This window comes from Bacillus sp. XT-4 (genome assembly GCF_050864245.1).
Lineage (GTDB): Bacteria > Bacillota > Bacilli > Bacillales > Bacillaceae > Bacillus > Bacillus altitudinis.
In genome coordinates this window covers 244,900-263,166 of sequence record NZ_JBPAFI010000004.1, presented here as the reverse complement: position 1 = coordinate 263,166, position 18,267 = coordinate 244,900, and the positions used below count along the sequence as shown (strand labels likewise).

Annotated in this window: 23 protein-coding genes; 9 read left to right on the top strand and 14 right to left on the bottom strand. The window is 39.8% G+C overall.

What is annotated here, in order from left to right:
* The first annotated feature begins 52 nt into the window (after window positions 1-52).
* A complete protein-coding gene (locus tag ACRRMM_RS13455; RefSeq protein ID WP_017367956.1) occupies window positions 53-1,390 on the top strand; it encodes a 2-hydroxycarboxylate transporter family protein in 1,338 nt (445 codons plus the stop codon).
* Window positions 1,391-1,461: 71 nt separating this feature from the next.
* On the opposite strand, the gene ACRRMM_RS13450 is transcribed toward ACRRMM_RS13455, so the two are convergent.
* Complete coding sequence (locus tag ACRRMM_RS13450) at window positions 1,462-1,671, bottom strand: hypothetical protein (RefSeq protein ID WP_017358947.1); 210 nt, start codon at window positions 1,669-1,671, stop codon at window positions 1,462-1,464.
* Between the two features lie 219 nt (window positions 1,672-1,890).
* Between ACRRMM_RS13450 and ACRRMM_RS13445 the strand changes: the two genes are divergently transcribed.
* From ACRRMM_RS13445 to mnhG, 7 genes are read left to right on the top strand one after another with little or no spacing between them, the layout of a single operon-like run.
* Window positions 1,891-4,302 carry a Na+/H+ antiporter subunit A gene (locus ACRRMM_RS13445; RefSeq protein WP_407974479.1) on the top strand — a complete coding sequence of 804 codons (2,412 nt, stop codon included), beginning with the start codon at window positions 1,891-1,893 and terminating at the stop codon, window positions 4,300-4,302.
* The gene (locus ACRRMM_RS13440) at window positions 4,299-4,730 is read left to right on the top strand and encodes a Na(+)/H(+) antiporter subunit B (protein ID WP_008345843.1); all 432 of its coding nucleotides are present in this window, start codon (window positions 4,299-4,301) and stop codon (window positions 4,728-4,730) included. The genes ACRRMM_RS13445 and ACRRMM_RS13440 overlap by 4 nt, the downstream gene beginning before the upstream one ends.
* Window positions 4,730-5,071: a Na(+)/H(+) antiporter subunit C gene (locus ACRRMM_RS13435; RefSeq protein ID WP_003213576.1), complete on the top strand. Its 342-nt coding sequence runs from the start codon at window positions 4,730-4,732 to the stop codon at window positions 5,069-5,071. Before ACRRMM_RS13440 ends, ACRRMM_RS13435 begins: the two co-directional genes overlap by 1 nt.
* Complete coding sequence (locus ACRRMM_RS13430; RefSeq protein ID WP_249670092.1) at window positions 5,064-6,542, top strand: Na+/H+ antiporter subunit D; 1,479 nt, start codon at window positions 5,064-5,066, stop codon at window positions 6,540-6,542. The genes ACRRMM_RS13435 and ACRRMM_RS13430 overlap by 8 nt, the downstream gene beginning before the upstream one ends.
* A 6-nt stretch (window positions 6,543-6,548) precedes the next feature.
* Entirely contained in the window at window positions 6,549-7,028 is a 480-nt protein-coding gene (locus tag ACRRMM_RS13425; RefSeq protein WP_008345848.1) for a Na+/H+ antiporter subunit E, read from the top strand.
* Window positions 7,028-7,309, top strand: coding sequence for a Na(+)/H(+) antiporter subunit F1 (locus tag ACRRMM_RS13420; RefSeq protein ID WP_008345849.1), 282 nt, complete (start codon window positions 7,028-7,030; stop codon window positions 7,307-7,309). Before ACRRMM_RS13425 ends, ACRRMM_RS13420 begins: the two co-directional genes overlap by 1 nt.
* The gene (gene mnhG, locus ACRRMM_RS13415; RefSeq protein WP_008345852.1) at window positions 7,293-7,667 is read left to right on the top strand and encodes a monovalent cation/H(+) antiporter subunit G; all 375 of its coding nucleotides are present in this window, start codon (window positions 7,293-7,295) and stop codon (window positions 7,665-7,667) included. The genes ACRRMM_RS13420 and mnhG overlap by 17 nt, the downstream gene beginning before the upstream one ends.
* Window positions 7,668-7,757: 90 nt before the next feature.
* On the opposite strand, the gene ACRRMM_RS13410 is transcribed toward mnhG, so the two are convergent.
* The 6 genes from ACRRMM_RS13410 to degQ form a co-directional block, all read right to left on the bottom strand.
* On the bottom strand, window positions 7,758-8,147 hold the full coding sequence (locus ACRRMM_RS13410) for a hotdog fold thioesterase (protein ID WP_008345855.1): 390 nt from the start codon (window positions 8,145-8,147) through the stop codon (window positions 7,758-7,760).
* Window positions 8,148-8,170: 23 nt separating this feature from the next.
* Complete coding sequence (locus ACRRMM_RS13405; RefSeq protein WP_007500477.1) at window positions 8,171-8,812, bottom strand: response regulator transcription factor; 642 nt, start codon at window positions 8,810-8,812, stop codon at window positions 8,171-8,173.
* Between the two features lie 80 nt (window positions 8,813-8,892).
* Window positions 8,893-11,199 (bottom strand): sensor histidine kinase, encoded by a 2,307-nt coding sequence (locus tag ACRRMM_RS13400; protein WP_060781354.1) that lies wholly within the window; start codon window positions 11,197-11,199, stop codon window positions 8,893-8,895.
* Between the two features lie 13 nt (window positions 11,200-11,212).
* Window positions 11,213-11,383: a competence pheromone ComX gene (gene comX / locus ACRRMM_RS13395; RefSeq protein ID WP_017358941.1), complete on the bottom strand. Its 171-nt coding sequence runs from the start codon at window positions 11,381-11,383 to the stop codon at window positions 11,213-11,215.
* Window positions 11,361-12,284, bottom strand: a complete 924-nt coding sequence (locus tag ACRRMM_RS13390; RefSeq protein WP_079920598.1) for a polyprenyl synthetase family protein — start codon at window positions 12,282-12,284, stop codon at window positions 11,361-11,363. Before ACRRMM_RS13390 ends, comX begins: the two co-directional genes overlap by 23 nt.
* A 151-nt stretch (window positions 12,285-12,435) precedes the next feature.
* Window positions 12,436-12,576, bottom strand: coding sequence for a degradation enzyme regulation protein DegQ (degQ, locus tag ACRRMM_RS13385; RefSeq protein WP_003213123.1), 141 nt, complete (start codon window positions 12,574-12,576; stop codon window positions 12,436-12,438).
* 505 nt (window positions 12,577-13,081) lie between these two features.
* On the opposite strand from degQ, the gene ACRRMM_RS13380 reads away from it, so the two are divergent.
* A complete protein-coding gene (locus ACRRMM_RS13380) occupies window positions 13,082-13,435 on the top strand; it encodes a hypothetical protein (protein WP_019744042.1) in 354 nt (117 codons plus the stop codon).
* A gap of 36 nt (window positions 13,436-13,471) precedes the next feature.
* Here the strand turns inward: ACRRMM_RS13380 and ACRRMM_RS13375 are convergent, their stop codons facing one another.
* The 7 genes from ACRRMM_RS13375 to ACRRMM_RS13345 form a co-directional block, all read right to left on the bottom strand.
* Window positions 13,472-14,698, bottom strand: coding sequence for an EAL and HDOD domain-containing protein (locus tag ACRRMM_RS13375; RefSeq protein ID WP_428828983.1), 1,227 nt, complete (start codon window positions 14,696-14,698; stop codon window positions 13,472-13,474).
* 140 nt (window positions 14,699-14,838) lie between these two features.
* Window positions 14,839-16,308: a nicotinate phosphoribosyltransferase gene (locus tag ACRRMM_RS13370; RefSeq protein WP_017358937.1), complete on the bottom strand. Its 1,470-nt coding sequence runs from the start codon at window positions 16,306-16,308 to the stop codon at window positions 14,839-14,841.
* Window positions 16,309-16,325: 17 nt separating this feature from the next.
* On the bottom strand, window positions 16,326-16,877 hold the full coding sequence (locus tag ACRRMM_RS13365) for a cysteine hydrolase family protein (protein WP_428828584.1): 552 nt from the start codon (window positions 16,875-16,877) through the stop codon (window positions 16,326-16,328).
* 60 nt (window positions 16,878-16,937) lie between these two features.
* A complete protein-coding gene (locus ACRRMM_RS13360; RefSeq protein WP_007500468.1) occupies window positions 16,938-17,345 on the bottom strand; it encodes a YueI family protein in 408 nt (135 codons plus the stop codon).
* Between the two features lie 27 nt (window positions 17,346-17,372).
* Window positions 17,373-17,621 carry a YueH family protein gene (locus ACRRMM_RS13355; RefSeq protein WP_008345876.1) on the bottom strand — a complete coding sequence of 83 codons (249 nt, stop codon included), beginning with the start codon at window positions 17,619-17,621 and terminating at the stop codon, window positions 17,373-17,375.
* 94 nt (window positions 17,622-17,715) lie between these two features.
* Window positions 17,716-17,937: a spore germination protein gene (locus ACRRMM_RS13350; protein ID WP_008345878.1), complete on the bottom strand. Its 222-nt coding sequence runs from the start codon at window positions 17,935-17,937 to the stop codon at window positions 17,716-17,718.
* Window positions 17,938-18,038: 101 nt separating this feature from the next.
* Entirely contained in the window at window positions 18,039-18,260 is a 222-nt protein-coding gene (locus ACRRMM_RS13345) for a spore germination protein (RefSeq protein WP_008345880.1), read from the bottom strand.
* Between the last annotated feature and the right edge of the window lie 7 nt (window positions 18,261-18,267).

Below are 18,267 nucleotides of genomic sequence, written 5' to 3'. Positions count from 1 at the left end.
AGTGTCACAGAATCTTCTACAATTGAGACAAATAGCATTTGGGGGTGTTTATGTGGCTAATACACAACAATTGAAATCGATTACAAACGATTCTGACAATAATAAAAGCGTTTTCCGAAAAATTCTTTCTTGGAAAATTGGTGTTATTGATCTACCTGTGTATATAGTACTTGCAGCGATTATTTTAACTGCCGCTTATTTTAATAAAATTCCAGCAAATATGCTTGGTGGTTTCGCTGTTATTATGATTTTAGGGATTTTCCTAGGAGATGTAGGACAACGTATTCCAATCTTAAAAGATATTGGTGGACCGGCGATTCTTTCTTTATTCGTACCATCGTTCCTGGTCTTTTTTCATGTTCTGAATCCAAACTCGTTGGAAGCGGTTACGTCTCTGATGAAAACGTCGAACTTCCTATACTTCTATATATCTGCTCTTGTAGTAGGTAGTATTCTTGGGATGCAACGAACTGTTTTAGTACAAGGCCTTATTCGTATGTTTGTTCCTCTTGTTGCAGGTACAATTACTGCTGTAGCTGCTGGAATTCTAGTGGGTCTTCTAGTTGGTTACACACCGCATCATTCGTTCTTCTTTATCATTGTACCGATTATTGCCGGTGGTGTCGGTGAAGGGATATTGCCATTATCGATTGCTTATTCGCAAATTCTTGGTGTATCAGCAGAGTCATTAATTTCTCAATTGATTCCGGCTGCTGTTATTGGGAACGTCATTGCCATCATTTGTGCTGGCGCAATGAAAAAGCTTGGTGAAAAACGTCCTGAACTAAACGGGAACGGAAGACTTGTTAAATCAAAAGAAGCAAATGAAATCTTTGAACAGCCTGACATGGATACTAAAGTTGACTTCAGCTTAATGGGTGCAGGTGTGCTTGTTGCATGTACAACTTTTATCTTTGGCGGCTTATTAGAAAGTTTTGTTCATATTCCAGGTCCAATCTTAATGATTGTTCTTGCTGCATTAATCAAATACTTAAACGTGATGCCTCAGCATTTGCAAAACGGCTCACAACAGTTCTACAAGTTTGTATCGAAAAGCTTTACATGGCCTCTAATGGTTGGTTTAGGAATTCTATACATTCCACTTGATGATGTGGCCACTGTTATTTCGATTCCTTTCGTATGTGTATGTATTGCTGTTGTTCTAGGCATGGTTGGTTCTGGTTACTTTGTTGGTAAATTCATGAACATGTATCCAGTTGAATCTGCCATTGTGACTGGCTGTCACAGTGGATTAGGCGGTACTGGTGATGTTGCGATTCTTTCAGCTTCTGGAAGAATGGGCCTTATGCCTTTCGCTCAAGTCTCTACACGTCTTGGCGGAGCAGCAACCGTTATTTGCGCAACAATCTTACTCAGAATGTTTACTTAAAAAAGAAACAAAAAGCATGTCCCTTTCATAAGGGACATGCTTTTTTTATATTTCTTTTCTCCCATACATCCTCATTCATCAGCTAATACAATTCGTATATACTCCCGAGGCTGAAAAGGATACTGTTTCGCCTGCGGATAGGTCATATGGAGGAGATGTTCAGAAAATAGCGGCCATTCACTCCCAGCCTGCCACCTTTTTTGATCATTTCGTTCAATCAAGAATGCTCCTCCTAAAATCGTGCAGAATATGCTTAAGCTGATGGCGATCTTTCGTTTCATTTGATCAGCTCCTTTAAGAAAAGCATGTACGAAATACAAAACAATATACAACGAGTTTCATTTTTGATAAAATATTTTTTGTGGTCAAAAGAACTCAAAATAATTTCGATTTGCCGTAAATCAGTTCAAACCAATGCACTATGTCTGTATTTACGCTATAATTTTAGTTACCAGTTCTTTAGAACGTGAATTTATATTGATCAAAGGAGGTTCATTTTCTTGCAGCTTATTCACTTCGCCATCCTATCACCTTTTTTACTTGCCTTTGTCGTCCCTTTTCTCTTTAAATACGTAAGGCGTATACATACAGGATGGTTTGTTCTCATCTTGCCTATTCTTTTATTTACCTATTTCATCCAAATGCTCCAGATCACCTCGAATGGACGAACGTTGTTCTCACAAGCTGAATGGATTCCCTCTCTAGGGATGAATTTCACTGTGTATGTAGATGGTCTCAGCCTGTTATTTGCTTTACTCATCACAGGTATTGGTGCACTTGTGGTACTGTACAGTATTTTCTACTTATCAAAGGAAAAAGAACAGCTTGGCTCTTTCTATACGTATTTATTAATGTTTATGACCGCTATGCTCGGTGTTGTTCTCTCTGACAACATGGTCGTACTTTATTTGTTCTGGGAGCTAACTAGTATCTCTTCCTTCCTCTTAATTGGGTATTGGTATAAGCGTGAGCGTTCTCGTTACGGAGCAACCAAATCACTGCTTATTACTGTGTTTGGTGGATTAGCTATGCTTGGCGGCTTCATCCTCATTTACCTGATCACTGATTCATTCAGTATTCGCGAAGCAGTCAATCAGCTTCAGCTCATTATGGCATCACCTTATTTCATCCCTGCGATGGTTCTCATTTTACTAGGGGCCTTCACGAAATCAGCGCAGTTCCCATTTTATATTTGGCTGCCTGATGCCATGGAAGCACCAACCCCTGTAAGCAGTTATCTACATTCTGCTACTATGGTCAAAGCCGGTATTTATCTGGTTGCCCGCTTTAGTCCGATTTTTGCTATATCAGAGGTGTGGTTTTGGACCATTTCGATTGTCGGACTTATCACACTATTCTGGGGATCTTTCCACGCCGTTCGGCAAAATGATTTGAAAGCCATTCTGGCCTTCTCGACAGTGAGTCAACTCGGGATGATTATGCTCATGCTAGGAGTAGGCGCAGCTGCCATTCATGAAAACAACCCTGCCTTTTTTGGCGCAGCCGTTCTTGCTGCTATTTTTCATCTCATTAACCACGCAACCTTTAAAGGTAGTCTCTTTATGGCAGCAGGGATTATCGATCACGAAACAGGTACACGTGATATTCGCAAATTAGGTGGATTAATGACCATCATGCCAATTACCTTTACAATTACGTTAATTGGTACATTCTCGATGGCTGGACTCCCGCCATTTAATGGATTTTTAAGTAAAGAGCTATTTTTCACAAGTATGATCCGGATTTCTGACATCAGCTTTACGGATGTGTCAACATGGGGGGCTGTCTTCCCTGCTATCGCTTGGCTCGCTAGTGTGTTCACGTTCATCTACAGTATGATGATCGTCTTCAAAACATTTAGAGGCCGTCTGAATATCGATCAATTGGAGAAAAAACCGCATGAAGCACCGATTGGTATGCTGATCCCGCCAATTATTTTAGCTGCACTTGTGGTCACGTTCTTCTTTTTCCCTAATATTCTTGCCTATTCTGTCATTGAACCTGCCATTCAAGCGATCATTCCAGAAGCCATTCAAACAGGAAGCCGCTTTGCAGTAAAAATTGAAGCGTGGCATGGATTCCAGCCAGAGCTTTACATGACAATTGGTGTAGTTGCGCTCGGTACCATTGGCTATTTAACGCTGTCAAAATGGCGCCCAATGTACAACATATTTAAGGAAAAATGGTCATTTAACGCTTTGTATGATCGTTCACTTATAGGTGTAGAAAAAGGGGCTTACCGCCTAACAAACAGCTATATGACAGGATTCCTTCGTGACTATCTTGTCTATGTATTTGGGTTTATGATTATCGTGCTTGGCAGCGTGATGTTCTACAAGCAAGCCTTCTCATTTCAAACTGAGCACGCTGCATCAATCGGCACGTACGAAGTCATCCTTTCACTTGTGATGGTCGCAGCGACAGTCACGACTGTATTTGCTCGTTCACGCTTAACAGCTATTATTGCGCTAGGTGTTATGGGCTACACACTGTCACTATTCTTCGTGATTTTCAGAGCACCTGACCTTGCGCTGACACAGCTCATTATTGAAACCATTTCTGTCGCGCTGTTTTTACTTTGCTTCTATCATTTGCCAAAGCTGAGCCTGAAGCAAAAAACACGAAGATTTAAATTAACAAATTTGATCATCTCATTAGGTGTTGGAGTCGTTGTCACCTGTCTTGCTTTCGCTTCAACAAGCCAGCAATCTCTTGACACAATTTCAACGTACTTCATTGAAAACAGCTACAAACTGGCTGGCGGAGACAATATTGTCAATGTCATTCTTGTCGATTTCAGGGGCTTTGATACACTCTTTGAGATTACAGTGCTGGCCATTGCGGCACTCGGTATTTATGGATTATTGAAGGTAAAAGCACAAGGAAAACGGAAGAGAGGCTTACGGCGATGAGAAAGATTGATACGAATGATATGCTCTTACAAGTCACAACTAAAATTACAGCATTCATCATCTTGCTTTTCTCACTTCACCTATTTCTTGCAGGACATAACAATCCTGGCGGAGGATTCATTGGCGGTTTGATGAGTGCTGGTGCTGTCGTCCTTCTGCTTTTAGCCTATGACCTTAAAACAGTCAGACGCATTTTACCATTTGACTTTATTTATGTGGCTGGTGTCGGTTTGCTCGTTGCCATCCTAACAGGTATGGGATCTTTTCTGTTCGGAGCACCTTTCCTATCCCATGCATTTGATTATTTCCAACTGCCGTTTCTAGGGAAAACAGAACTGGCGACAGCGGTCCTATTTGATATCGGTGTGTATTTAGTTGTTGTTGGTGTCACCATGACCATTATTCAAACGATTGGAGAGAAGGAATAATGGAATTTCTAATGTCTATTATCGTCGGAATCATTTTTATGGCAGCGACCTATTTAATGCTTTCAAAAAGCCTTCTGCGGGTCATCGTCGGTACTGCCGTTTTAAGTCACGGCGTCCATTTGCTTCTATTAACAATGGGCGGCTTAAAAAAGGGAGCACCTCCTATTTTGAAAGAGGGGCTCACATCCTATGTAGATCCATTGCCACAAGCATTAATTTTAACAGCCATTGTCATTGCTTTTGGTGTAACATCCTTTTTGCTCGTGATGGCCTTCCGTGCCTTCCAAGAGCTGAGAACAGATGACATGGATCAAATGAGAGGAAATGATCAGCATGAATAATCTCGTGATCCTGCCTATATTAATTCCATTACTAGCTGCTACACTATTGATTTTTATGAATAAAAACACCATGCTGTCGAGAGGCTTTAGTGTGTTTGCATCTCTTTTAGCCATTATCTGTAATGTCTATTTGGTCCAAACGATTTTCACAAACGGCATACAAACCCTTTATTTGGGCGGCTGGAAAGCACCGTTTGGCATTGCCCTTGTGGCCGATCAGTTTGCTGCGCTTCTTGTGCTGACCGCTTCCATTGTTGGACTTGTCACAGTTCTTTTTTCCTTTCAAACGATTGGGAAAGAAAGAGAGCGGCTGTTCTATTATTCTGGTGTCCAATTCTTGTTAGCTGGTGTCAGTGGTGCCTTTTTAACGGGAGATATTTTCAACCTGTTTGTCTTCTTTGAATTGTTGCTGATGGCATCTTATATGCTCATTGTTCTGGGTGGTTCAAAGCCTCAGCTTCGTGAATCACTGAAATATATTGTGTTTAATATTATCTCATCGGCATTATTTATTGTTGGCGTAGCGTGTTTATATGCAGTCACAGGCACACTGAACATGGCTGATTTAAGTGTGAAAATAGCTGAATCTGGGCAAACAGGGTTAATCACCGTGATTTCGATTCTGTTCCTGATCGTATTTGGCTTAAAAGCTGGGGTCTTCCCGCTTTATTTCTGGTTGCCAGGGTCTTATCATGCTCCGCCAGCAGCGATTTCAGCTTTGTTTGGTGCACTGCTGACAAAGGTCGGGCTATATGCGATTGCCAGGGTCTTTACGCTCATCTTTATACATGATACAGGTTTTACACATACAATTATGGCCTGGCTAGCCGCTCTAACGGTTATATTCGGTGTCATTGGCTCTATCGCCTATTCTGATGTGCAAAAAATTGTGATTTATAACATTGTCACGGCTGTTGGTGTCATTTTGTTTGGGATTGCGGCCAATACACCGGCATCACTTCAAGGCGCCATTTATTACCTCATTCACGATATGGTGATCAAAGGAGCTCTATTTATGCTCGCAGGGGCACTGTTTGTGTATGCTGGAACCAACCATCTGAAAAAAATGGGTGGGCTGATTCAATCCCAGCCTCTACTCGGCTGGATGTTCTTCATATCGGCTTTATCACTTGCGGGTATTCCTCCGCTAAGTGGATTTGTTGGCAAGCTGAAAATTGTTGAAGGTGGGTTTTCTGCTGGGTACATGACGTTCTCTATCCTTGTTTTACTGTCCAGTCTTCTTGTCCTTTATTCTGTTATGAGGATTTTCATGCTCGCGTTTTGGGGAGAGGAACAGGATATGCGAAGAAGAAAGCCATCCATTAGAGGAATGGTGTATCCTGGGGTACTGCTTGTTGTCTTATCTCTTGCGATTGGATTAGGCACAGAATTCATTGCACCTTATATCAATCAAGCTGCGGAAATGCTTTCAACACCAGAAAAATATATTCAAGCTGTGCTGAAGGAGTAGATGAACATGGCCTTTCAAATATTATTAAACGCCCTCCTCGCCTTTACATGGATGTTTATGAATGATACATACAGAGCTGCAGACTTTGTATCAGGCTTTGCACTAGGGATGATCGCCATTTTTATGCTGCGGCGATTCTTCCCGCAACGTTTTTACGGCTATGCCCTGTATGCGATTTTCAAGCTCGTCATCATTTTTATCAGAGAGCTGCTTCTTGCTAATTTGAGTGTACTCAAGACGGTGTTATCTCCAAAGCTTAAAATCAAGCCTGGTATTTTCGCCTTTCGTACAGATTTAAAAACAGATTGGGAAATCACCATACTGGCCAATATGATTACATTAACACCTGGTACACTGGTCATCGATATTTCCGATGATCGCTCGATTTTATATATTCATGCGATGGATATTGAAGATGCTGAAAAAGCCATCCACGATATTCGGGTATCATTTGAAAAAGCGATTCAGGAGGTGAGCGGTAAGTAATGGAACTGATCTTGCAAATGTCACTTGGAATTCTTGCGCTGTCTACTTTGCTTTTTGTCATACGGGTCATCAAAGGACCTTCTATCCCTGATCGTGTCAGTGCGCTTGATGCGATAGGAATCAATTTAATTGGGATGACAGCCATCGTGTCTATCTTACTGAAAACCACTACGTTCTTTGAAATTATTTTACTGCTCGGTATTCTTGCCTTTATCGGCACTGTCGCTTTTTCCAAATTCCTTGAGAAAGGGGAAGTGATTGAAAATGATCGTCATCGCTAAAGCGATCGTGATTTTCTTTATTCTGCTTGGCTCTATCCTCTGTTTGATTTCAGCCATTGGTGTCCTTCGCCTGCCGGATGTTTACACACGTATGCATGCTGCATCAAAAGCATCGACACTTGGTGTTGTTCTCATTTTAGTTGGTGTGTTCTTTCATGAATGGTTTCTTGCAGGGATCATCTCTGCGAAAATCCTGCTTGGGATTGTCTTTATCTTTCTGACCGCACCAGTCGGCGCTCATTTGATCGGAAGAGCCGCTTACAACACTGGTGTGAAAATGGACAAACGAAGTGTCCAAGATGATTATGGCGGTTTCCGTAACTTTGTCATTAAACGAAAAGAAGACTCTTATTTATAAATGAAGAACCTGACATTCAGGTCTTGTTCACTTTACCTGCATGTTCATAAAAGGGTATTAAAAAAAGCTTCCGCTGCACCGGGAGCTTTTTTATATGCGATCAATGACAGCGAGTGTACATCTTGACGTACAGATATGACGGTCTCGATCATCTTTTATATCGATTTGGAATACCATTGTACGCCGTCCTACATGTACAGGAACAGCTGTAGCTGTCACCACTCCATCACGTACAGATTTTAAATGATTGGCATTGATTTCAATACCTGAACAAACCTGCTGAGTTAAGTCTAAATGAGCAGCAGCACCCATGCTTGCCACTGTTTCTGCTAGAGCAGCTGATGCTCCTCCATGCAGTAATCCAAATGGCTGTTTTGTTCGGTGATCAACTGGCATTGTCGCCACGCATCGTGACGTATTGCATTCCACAATCTCAATCCCCAGTGCCTCAAGCAGTGTATTTGAACCACTCACATCCATCAAGGCCCTCTCCCTTCACACGTTTACAGCACACTTTCCGATTTTGCAATTAACACCGCTTCTGTTCGAGATCCAACATTCAGCTTATTAAAGATGGAGGTCAAACTGTATTCAATCGAGCGTTTGCTCAAATGAAGCACATCGGCGATCTCTTGGTTTGTGTACCCTTTTTCCACTTCTCTTAAGATTAAACATTCACGCTCTGTTAACAGCTCATGATCCGTCTGCTGCGCCTGTTCTGGCTTCTCTTGCTGCTGTGAAATTAATTTCTTTAAATAGGATAGCTGAATGACAACTTCTCCTTGCAATGTGCGGTGTATGTATTCAATAATTTTGTCTTTTGTCTCTGTTTTACTTATTGCACCATGCAATCCAGCTCGAATGGCCTCTTCGAAATAATCATCTACTTCATATCCTGTATAAATGATAATTTTCACTTGTTGATTCGTTTCTAGAATTTGTTTGGCAATGTCCATTCCATTGATATCCCCGAGATTTAAATCCATCAAGATCACATCATAGATGGAAAAGTCATGCGTCTTTAAAAAGGCGCCTTCTGCATCAGGACTTAAACAATCGACTGATAGCTGCTGATCTGATTCTAATATGCTTTTTGTCCCTTCCATGACAGCCGGATGATCATCAATGACCAATATCTTCTTCATGTCTTCCTCCCTTTAAATCACTCACTTCCATTTTATATAAAAGACTTGGCAGATGCCAAGTCTTATTCCTTAAGAAATCGTTACAATTCCATTTCAATTTTCACCTTGAGCCCTTTTTCAGGTGCCGTGTGAATTTGAAGCTTTCCATTTAGAGCTTTGACTCGTTCCCTTATGCCAGAAAGACCCATGCTCATCGTGTGCTGATCAAGCTGGCTTGCATCAAATCCGACTCCATCGTCCTCATAATGGAGAACAACTTGATCTTTAATACAAATGAGCATCACTAAGACTTGGCTGGCCTTAGAATGCTTCAACGCATTGGATAACAGCTCCTGCACAATCCGGTAAATATTCAGCTGTGAGTCAATATCAATGTCCAGTTCTTTATCAAAGCGGGTTGTATTCAGCCTAATATGAAATGGCGCTTCCTCTTGAATTTGCGAAGTCAGCTTCGAAATTGCCTTCACTAACCCCAAATCATAGAGGAGCTGTGGCCGAAGTTCATGACATGTTTCTCTCGTGGTTTGAATCACCTTAGACATTTGTTCATTCCATGAGATCAATGAATTTTCAATAGATGTTGGGCATTGGTTGTTTTGGAAATTGGTTAAGAACATCTCGGACTGTCTCTTCAGTGAAATCAAATCCTGCAGCACAGAATCATGAAGATCCCTCGCTAAATCTGAACGCTGCTTCTCTTCCATGGCGAACATGACTTTCTTCAGCCAGGCGGGATTGGCTTCCCGCTGTTTCAAATCCTCAAGATGCTCCATCAATTCTTCAATCTTGACGACATTTTCTAAACTGACACTTGTGTAAAATGCCAATGTTTTCAGCCATGAAATTTCATCGCGGGTCAGCTTAGGTGTCCGTAAATTAGATAAACAGCAAATCACAAACGAGTGACCGCCCCGCTCACCAATTTTCATCATAAACCCTTTATCAAGCCCGATGATTTTACCAACTTCACCTAAAATATCTTGAAATTGGTCCACATAATCTTTCCATAGCTGGCTTTCTTCTATTGATTCATCAATTTCAACAATTTGTCCATCTGCCTTCACTTCAAGCACAAAGGCTTTGTTCACAACAAGTACTTCTAAGATGGTGTATTTTAAATGATACAATACTTGATGAAGTGATGACGCCTCACGAATAAGCTGTGTAAATTTAAATACACTATCCTGATAATTATGCTTCTCTGAAAAACGCTTCAATCGAAAACGGAAATCGATAATTTCTTTAAAGTAGAAGACGGTAAGCATAAGAATGTACGTGATAATCGTAAATTTCACTGTATAGAAATTTGCATTTGGCTTTTGAATAAAATCAAAAAGAACAACCACTAGTATTGTTGGTGTAATTGCTAAAAAACCGTAGTATTTAATCCTTCCCATAAAGAAATCAACATTATATAGCTTATTTGACATAAATTGATAGACTAAGAAAAAAGGAATTAAAAGAACAAACGATGCAACAACATACGGTGAAATAAAATATATACCAAAAAAATAAGGAATGATAAAAAATAGCATGAATGGACTGAATGCTGAGATTAAAATGAGTGCAAATGCTCGAAGTACATTGCTGACTTCATTGTCTTTCAATTTTTTAGCAGCCCTTATAGTGATAATAATCGAAAGGAAAGCCAGAACAAAAAATGAAAGTAAATTGACATATGCTAATAGATCTACTGGTCCTGCTTTATTTTTATAGAATAAAACTAATAAAACGTTAGTCACTGGAACTAGATACAAATAAAAAAGAACTCGACGACGAATAATCTCTGTTCCTAATTCTTTTAAATATTGATACATAAAGTGCATATATAGTGGAGGTACAATATTCATTGTAACGATTACAAGAATACGACTGATAGCCTCACCTTTTCCAGAACCACCAGAACTTACATAACCTATAGACACCGCCAAAAGAAATAAAGCTAAAATATAAGCTGACTCTTTTTGGTTTGCTTTATTCATTTTTAAAATCATAAATATACAAAATAGACAGATGGAATAAAGAATGACTGGTATTAGATAAATAAACAGATTCGCTTGACTCAATAACCTTACATTCTCTAAATCAATTTTATCACCATGTCTATCAACGACTAAACTTTTAACATTAGCTAAAAAACCTCTTTTAACTTCTTCAACTGGTTTTTTATTCCCATTCACTTCAAGTATGATATCGCCTTTCCTAACTCCAGCTAGATAGCTATCTGTAAAATTATCGACATCCACTACCTCAAGTTGACCCTGACTATTTTCCTTAACAGCTGCTCCAACAAAAATATTAAATACGTTGATATAAGAGATGTAAATCACATAGATGAAGCTAAGGATAACTAATATAACTGTTAACTTAGAGTAAAACTTTCTCATAATATTTATCTACTCAAGCAGTTGCCCATATGATTGCTTTAATAACGTCTTCTTTCTGGAATCCGTCAACAATAATACTTGCAGTTTCTTGATCAACGTGAAGCAATGATGCGTTCCCATTAGCAATTTGATTTAATGTTGAAGGATTCTCCACTAAATAACTAACCAATTCCTGAATTTTCATCTTCTCCATCTCCATTTAAAAAAAGTATCAGTTTTTTCTTTTTTGAAGCCTCTAAATGTAGTTTCTTGAATGCTTCTTTAAACTTATTTCTGAGAAGGTTTCTCATAATAAATACATATTGTTGAGCACCAGATTTTTTTAATTTATCCTTTAATTCTTCAGAGCCGGCACTCTTATCCTTTGATTGAAAATAACTGAGCAAGTCTGAACTAGATGGATTAAACTCATTTTTCAAGTAAACTAGCGGTAATGTTTGCATTCTTTTAAAGTCAACATTATCTTTATTAAAAAGACCTAGATAGTCATTTTCAAGCTGTTCCGCCATTCCTAGGTAATAAGCATATTCTTCTACCTTCTTTTCAAAAGAACCTGTTGCCAAAACAACACCTAACACACAAGGTAACACAAACAGTGACCCTGCTTTTAACTTCATGATATTTAAACAATCCTGCTCATTCTCTGGCTCCAGTGTCATATCTATATGCTGCCCTTGCATTGACTGAATGGAATAAGAATATACATTGTTTAAAAGCTTCGCTCCATGATCAAGCTTTGAAAACACATCAAAACTCAATGCAAAGAGAACATTCGCCGCATTAATCGCAATTCCGCTCTGACATTTCATCCAAGGATACGAATCATTATCCTGATCTTCAATATCATCTAATATATCGGCAGATAAGATGAGAAGTTCAATCCCTGCTGCCAGTTTTGTAATCGCTTGCTTGTCTTGTCCGCCAAATGCCTCATAATGTTGGTAAGCCAATTGCCCAAAATGAAATTCATTCTTTATATCTGTAAATTCGAGAAGCAGCTTTTGTAAATCATTTTGCCTGACTGCATGTTGAATAAAATCAGACATTTTCTGCTTGATTTTTGTATTCTCTAGATAGTTTAGCATACTCGATCTTGATCCTCACCCTCTCGCCTCTTATTTTACTAAAAAGAAATAAGCAAATGTCCACTGACATCACTATTTAACAATTATATAATAATATATCCTTTTTTTGTATGTATTTGGATAAAAAAAAGACTTGATGGTTATCAAGTCTTTAAGAAATTTTCACATATTCATATTTGTCGTATTGATCAATGCTTTTGTTAATGTTATGAAGAGAAGCCGTTGTTTCTCTAATTTCGTTTTCAAGTTTCCATAATAGTTGTTTAAGTTCTTCGATTTCATACTTTTCCATCGATTCCACTCTCCTTTTTTGGAAGATCAATGTATTTGTGTATGTTGATTGGGTCATAAGTATTTGATCTGTTACTAACAGTGTAAATGCTATTGAGTATTTTTTCACCGAAAAGTATGCACAAAATGTGTGCGTGATACCGCAAAATTCAATAGGTCTTTTTTCATCATTTTCAGACTTTTCAAATGATACTTTTATCTCAATTTCAAAGGAAATACGTCATTTTTGCGACATGAACAGGCATCATTCGTCACAATTCTCACGATACAGAACATACGATCCCCTCTATTTCCTCGGTTTTTCATGTTATAGGTCAGACGACAGGCTCTACTGTAGACACCGCAATTTTTTGGCGACATTCACCGAAATTGACCGCAAAAGTACCTATTTTTATGATGAATATGCAAAGGTAGAAAGATCATTTTGATTCTTTATTCGGATTTTCTTCATACATTTAGAACAGATATCCGTCCAAATTCACTTCAATGAGAGAAGAGGTGACCATGTGTTTTACTATGTTCCTTATCCGCCTTTGCAGGTTCCCGCAATGGGGAACGCATACCCGCGAACACCTATGACTTTTCCTCCAGTAGATGCTCATGCGTTTCAAAAGGCTGCAAAGGAATCAACCCGTCTCGTGGCTGATGCATCCCTCATTACACAGCAGATTTCCGGTTCGCTTTCGTTTGGACAGCGAATCATGGAAGCTGCTGAACGTGCTGACACCGCAAGTGTGATTCGAATGCTGAAGCAGATTGGGGTGAAAAGCAATATCGATATCCGCTTTAGTCCAGAAGGCATCCGTATCTACTTATCCCTCTCTTCCAGTAGGCTTTTTCTACTTTTACAGTGGGGATAACAAAGAAAAAGGCCGCTCTAGTGGGAGCGGCTTTTCTTAAGATTCAAACATTTTATGACACCATTCAATGGCTTCTATATAACAGCCGTAGGCTTCCTGCTTAGGGAGACTTCCACCTAACATCTCATCATCCCATTCATTTCGTTCAATACGTTTGGCAATGTCTAACACAAGGAAATAGTCATTTTCATAGCCAAGCAGTGCCTCACCTACTTCATCCGAAAGAGGCAGTTCTTTCACAAGTTCAGTAATGTCCGCCCTGACAAGCGTATCAATGAGTGAAAACATACCTGTCAGCATATAAGAAGCGGGATGCTCTCGTTCAGTCCGACTAGCAATGAGTTCACACGTTTTGGCACGAATGAACGACATTTTGATGATTTCCTTTTGGCTTGAGTTGGCTTGGACATTTAGTTCTTTAAATGAAAGGATAAAGATCCATCGCCGTATTTCATTAAACCCAAGCAGGATAATCGCCTGACGAATACTCTTGATTTGATAAAGACGTCTCATGCCGCCAGAATTCAGCATTTTTAATAATTGATATGAAAGGGAAAGATCACTTTCTATAAAGTGCGTCACGGTCTGAATATTCGGCTGCTCCTTGCTCAGCTCATTCAATAGCTGATGGTATGCGTGGAAGCTAGTCGATAAGGCTCGTCCCGAAATGACGTGCGGCTCACTAAAGAAATATCCTTGAAACAAATGGAAGCCAGCTTCTAACGCTTCTTCATATTCTTTTCGCGTTTCTACCTTTTCAGCAAGGAATCGAAGTCGATACTTTTTATATGTATGTAAAATGTCTCTTCGTTCTTTACATGTTGTTTTCAGAAAATCAATTTTTAAAATATCAATGCAATAGAGGAGTTCATCGAGTAACTTGTCATGAAAATGTGTTCCGCTCAGAAAGAAATCATCGAGCGCAATCGTGTATCCCCACTTTTTTAATTGCTTACATCTCATAATAAGTGCCGGGGTAATCGGTACATTTTCTAATATTTCGATCACAAGCTGATGTGGATCAAAATAAGTGAGCAGATCAGACGAAAGCAAGCTTTCGGTGAAATTGATGTAGCATCGTTTTCCTTCTGTCAGTGTTTCGATGCCAATGTTTAAAAAACTATTGATAATGAGGTCCGTTGTCGCTTGATCACCATCTTCAGCGCTATATGTATTGGTTTCACTATCTCTATAAAGCAGCTCGTATGATACGACTTGTTCTTTTCTGTTAAAAATAGGCTGCCTTGCAACAAACACCCTCAACTGCTCCATTCCTCCTTTATGCAATGACAAACAAGATGTGCCTTCAGTATACCAAATGATTGCCCATAAGGTTCATTTTGAATCGTCCAACATGAAAAAAAAGAGACCATCTGGCTTGATGATCTCCTTTCCCGGGGTAATCAGCTTTCATAAAGCTCTTTTTTGATTTTATTTTTCACATCATGGATAAACTGCATCTTATTATCCCAGCATTTTTGACTCAAATCGACTGGGTATTCTTCTGGTTTGCTGATTCGTTTGTATTCCTCCCAGAAGAGTCCGAGACTATCCTGCACATATGCTTGAATCGTTTGGATATCTGGATTATCATACACCAGCTTCCCTTGTTCAAAAATTGGGACATGAAGGTCCTTTGCCACAAAATTTGTCACAAATTTGCTGATAAATGTATGAACTGGATGGAACATTTTCAGCTTATCTTCACTTTGAACATCTTCTTCTTCAAGGGCAATGTAGTCTCCCTCAGAGTGATGATTCAATTGATTGATAATGCGATACACTCGTTTACGGCCTGGTGTTGTCACTTTCTCTGGGTTAGAAGAAATTTTGATCGTGTCATTCATCTGACCGTTTTCTTCAATCGATACAAGCTTATATACAGCACCAAGAGCTGGCTGATCGAATGCGGTAATCAGTTTCGTTCCAACACCCCATACATCAATTTTTGCACCTTGTGCTTTTAAGTTCATAATGGTGTGTTCATCAAGATCGCTTGATGCAATGACCTTGGCGTCATGGAATCCAGCTTCATCCAGCATCGTTCTCGCCTTTTTAGACAAGTAGGCAAGGTCTCCACTATCAAGTCTGACCCCAATAAAGTTGATTTTATCACCGAATTCTTTCGCTACCTTAATCGCATTTGGAATGCCTGATCTGACCGTATCATATGTATCCACTAAAAAGACACAGTCTGTATGTGTTTCGGCATATTTTCTAAATGCAGTATATTCGTCGCGATATGCTTGTACAAGGGCATGGGCATGGGTGCCTGATACGGGAATATTGAAGCGTTTCCCTGCACGGACATTACTTGTTGCCTGAAATCCGCCGATCAGTGCTGCTCTTGCTCCCCACATGGCTGCATCCATTTCATGCGCACGTCTTGTTCCGAATTCTAATGCTGTCTCATCTTCAATGATTCCTTTAATACGAGCCGCCTTTGTTGCAATTAGCGTCTGGAAGTTCACGATGTTGAGCAGTGCCGTTTCAATTAGCTGCGCTTCAACAAGTGTTGCCTCGATGCGCATAATAGGTTCATTCGCAAAGACAATTTCTCCTTCTTTCATTGAATGAAGTGTCCCTGTAAAAGACAATCCGCTTAAGTATTCAATGAAATCGCTTTTATAACCGAGTTCATCTTTTAAATATGCAAGGTCGCTCTCGGTGAAGGAGAAGTCCGATAAATATTCAATCGCTTTCTCTAAACCAGCAAATACAGCGAAGCCGTTGTCAAATGGAAGCTTTCTAAAGAAGAGTTCGAAGACTGCCTTCTTCTCATGAATGCCGTCTCTCCAATACGTTTCTGCCATGTTAATTTGATAAAGATCTGTATGTAGTGATAAACTGTCGTCAATAAACCGATGCTCCAACTTCCATTCTCCTTCCCTTACTTAACCACTTTCGCACCAAGCGTATGCTCAAAGTGAGAAAGTGCCCACTCGTGCCCCGCTTCATTAAAACTCGCTACGGCATTCTCATGAATCACAAGTTCAAAGCCTTTATTGTACGCATCAACAGCTGTATGAAGTACACAAATATCGGTACACACTCCGGCTAGGTGAAGTTCAGTGATGCCACGCTCGCGCAGTTTCATTTCTAATTGAGTGCCTGCAAAAGCAGAGTATCTTGTTTTTTCCATATAATAGACATGATTTAAATGTGTTGACGTGTGAAATAGTGAACTTAGTTTTCCGTAAAGTTCAATTCCTTCTGTCCCGCGAATATTATGGGGCGGAAATAACTTTGTCTCTGGATGATATGGATCTTGCTCTTCATGATGATCGACGGTAAAAACAACAAAGTGTCCTTCATCAATAAATGAGGAAGTGATCTCTGTGATCTTCGACTCAATCGCCTGTCCAGGCTTTCCGCACGTCAGTTTTCCATCGTCTGCAACAAAATCAACTGTATAATCAATACAAATCAATGCTTTGCCCATCCGCATCTCTCCCATATGCTCTTTTGAATCATTATAGCTTATTCATTTCACTAGGGAAACCTATTCAACAGATTCACGAGAAAAAGCTTTTTGAAAAAGCTCATCTTCTATATAGATGTGCTCTTGATTGATCGCATGCGGCACCTCTATCACAAGCCCAAAAGGTGAATGTGACTCGTGATGGTTGACCACTTTAAAAGAACAACCAGCGGCATTTGCCATTTTGACATATGGAGAATAAGAAGCATATGACAATTCACCATTTAAAAGAACAGTGGCCTCTCGGTTTGCCTTCAATACTTGCTCTACCTCTTGATACGATTTATGTCTCGATACTTGTCCTTTTGTCAGAGCGAGAAGAGCACGTTCTCTTAATGAGCCGAGAAACATTCTTCGTTCATCTGGTTTTGTTTCAGCATGTCCAAATATCCCTTGCTGCAAATAAAAGTCTACGGATTCTTCTTTCATTGCTGTGTTCACTCCTGGTTTCTGAATTTACATTTCTGTGACCCAGTGCACAATTTTTTGTGCAAGTTCACGGGCTTCGTCTATTTCTACTCTTTTGTTTAAAGATTGTTCTAGTGCTTGCTCAAGCTGCGTTTTTTCGTCTTCATACGCGATAGAAATACTCCATTCCATATCAGGTACAGCGACAAGCGTTTTATATTCTTTTTTATTTTCATGTAAATATACATTGTAGGTTGTTGGTTGCCCGCTTGTCAGATGCGCTTTTCTTATTTTCATTTGATGTGTTTTCCCCCCTTTTTCTTCTTCCTTCTTCTATCCATTGTACCATAAAAAAAGACAGCTTCTGAAAAGGAGACCCTTTCAAAGCTGGCTATGCGTTAAAGCTCTTTTGCTGGCTGATGAGGTTTGAATCCCAAACAAATGTGACGTTCGGATTGTTGAAAAATTGAACAAAGTCTCCTGCATTATAGGTGCCTGAACCACCAGCGGAATGATCCACACTTTTTGGCGAAATGGCAAACACATCGCCGAAATGTGCAGAACCGTTTCCTATGACACGGTCAATATGAATGGGTCCAACAATTGCTGGCATCTTTCCACCACCTTTACTACCCTCATCATATGCCTAGCGGAACAATACGTGTCTATCCAACATAAAAAAGACAGCTGATATGTCCTATGATCAGCTGTCTTTTATGCATTAAATGATTGAGGCTGGCCAAACAGTGTAAAGTCCCAAAGCATGGTGGCATTCGGATCGCTTGTCAGGGACATATAATCACCTGAATTAAAAGCTCCCGCTCCACCGGTCGAGTGATCTACAGCCAAAGGGGCAATGGCGAGAACGTCACCAAAAGTAGCCGAGCCGTTTCCGCCTAAAGACTCAATATGGATGGGTCCAACAATCGCAGGCATCTTCCTT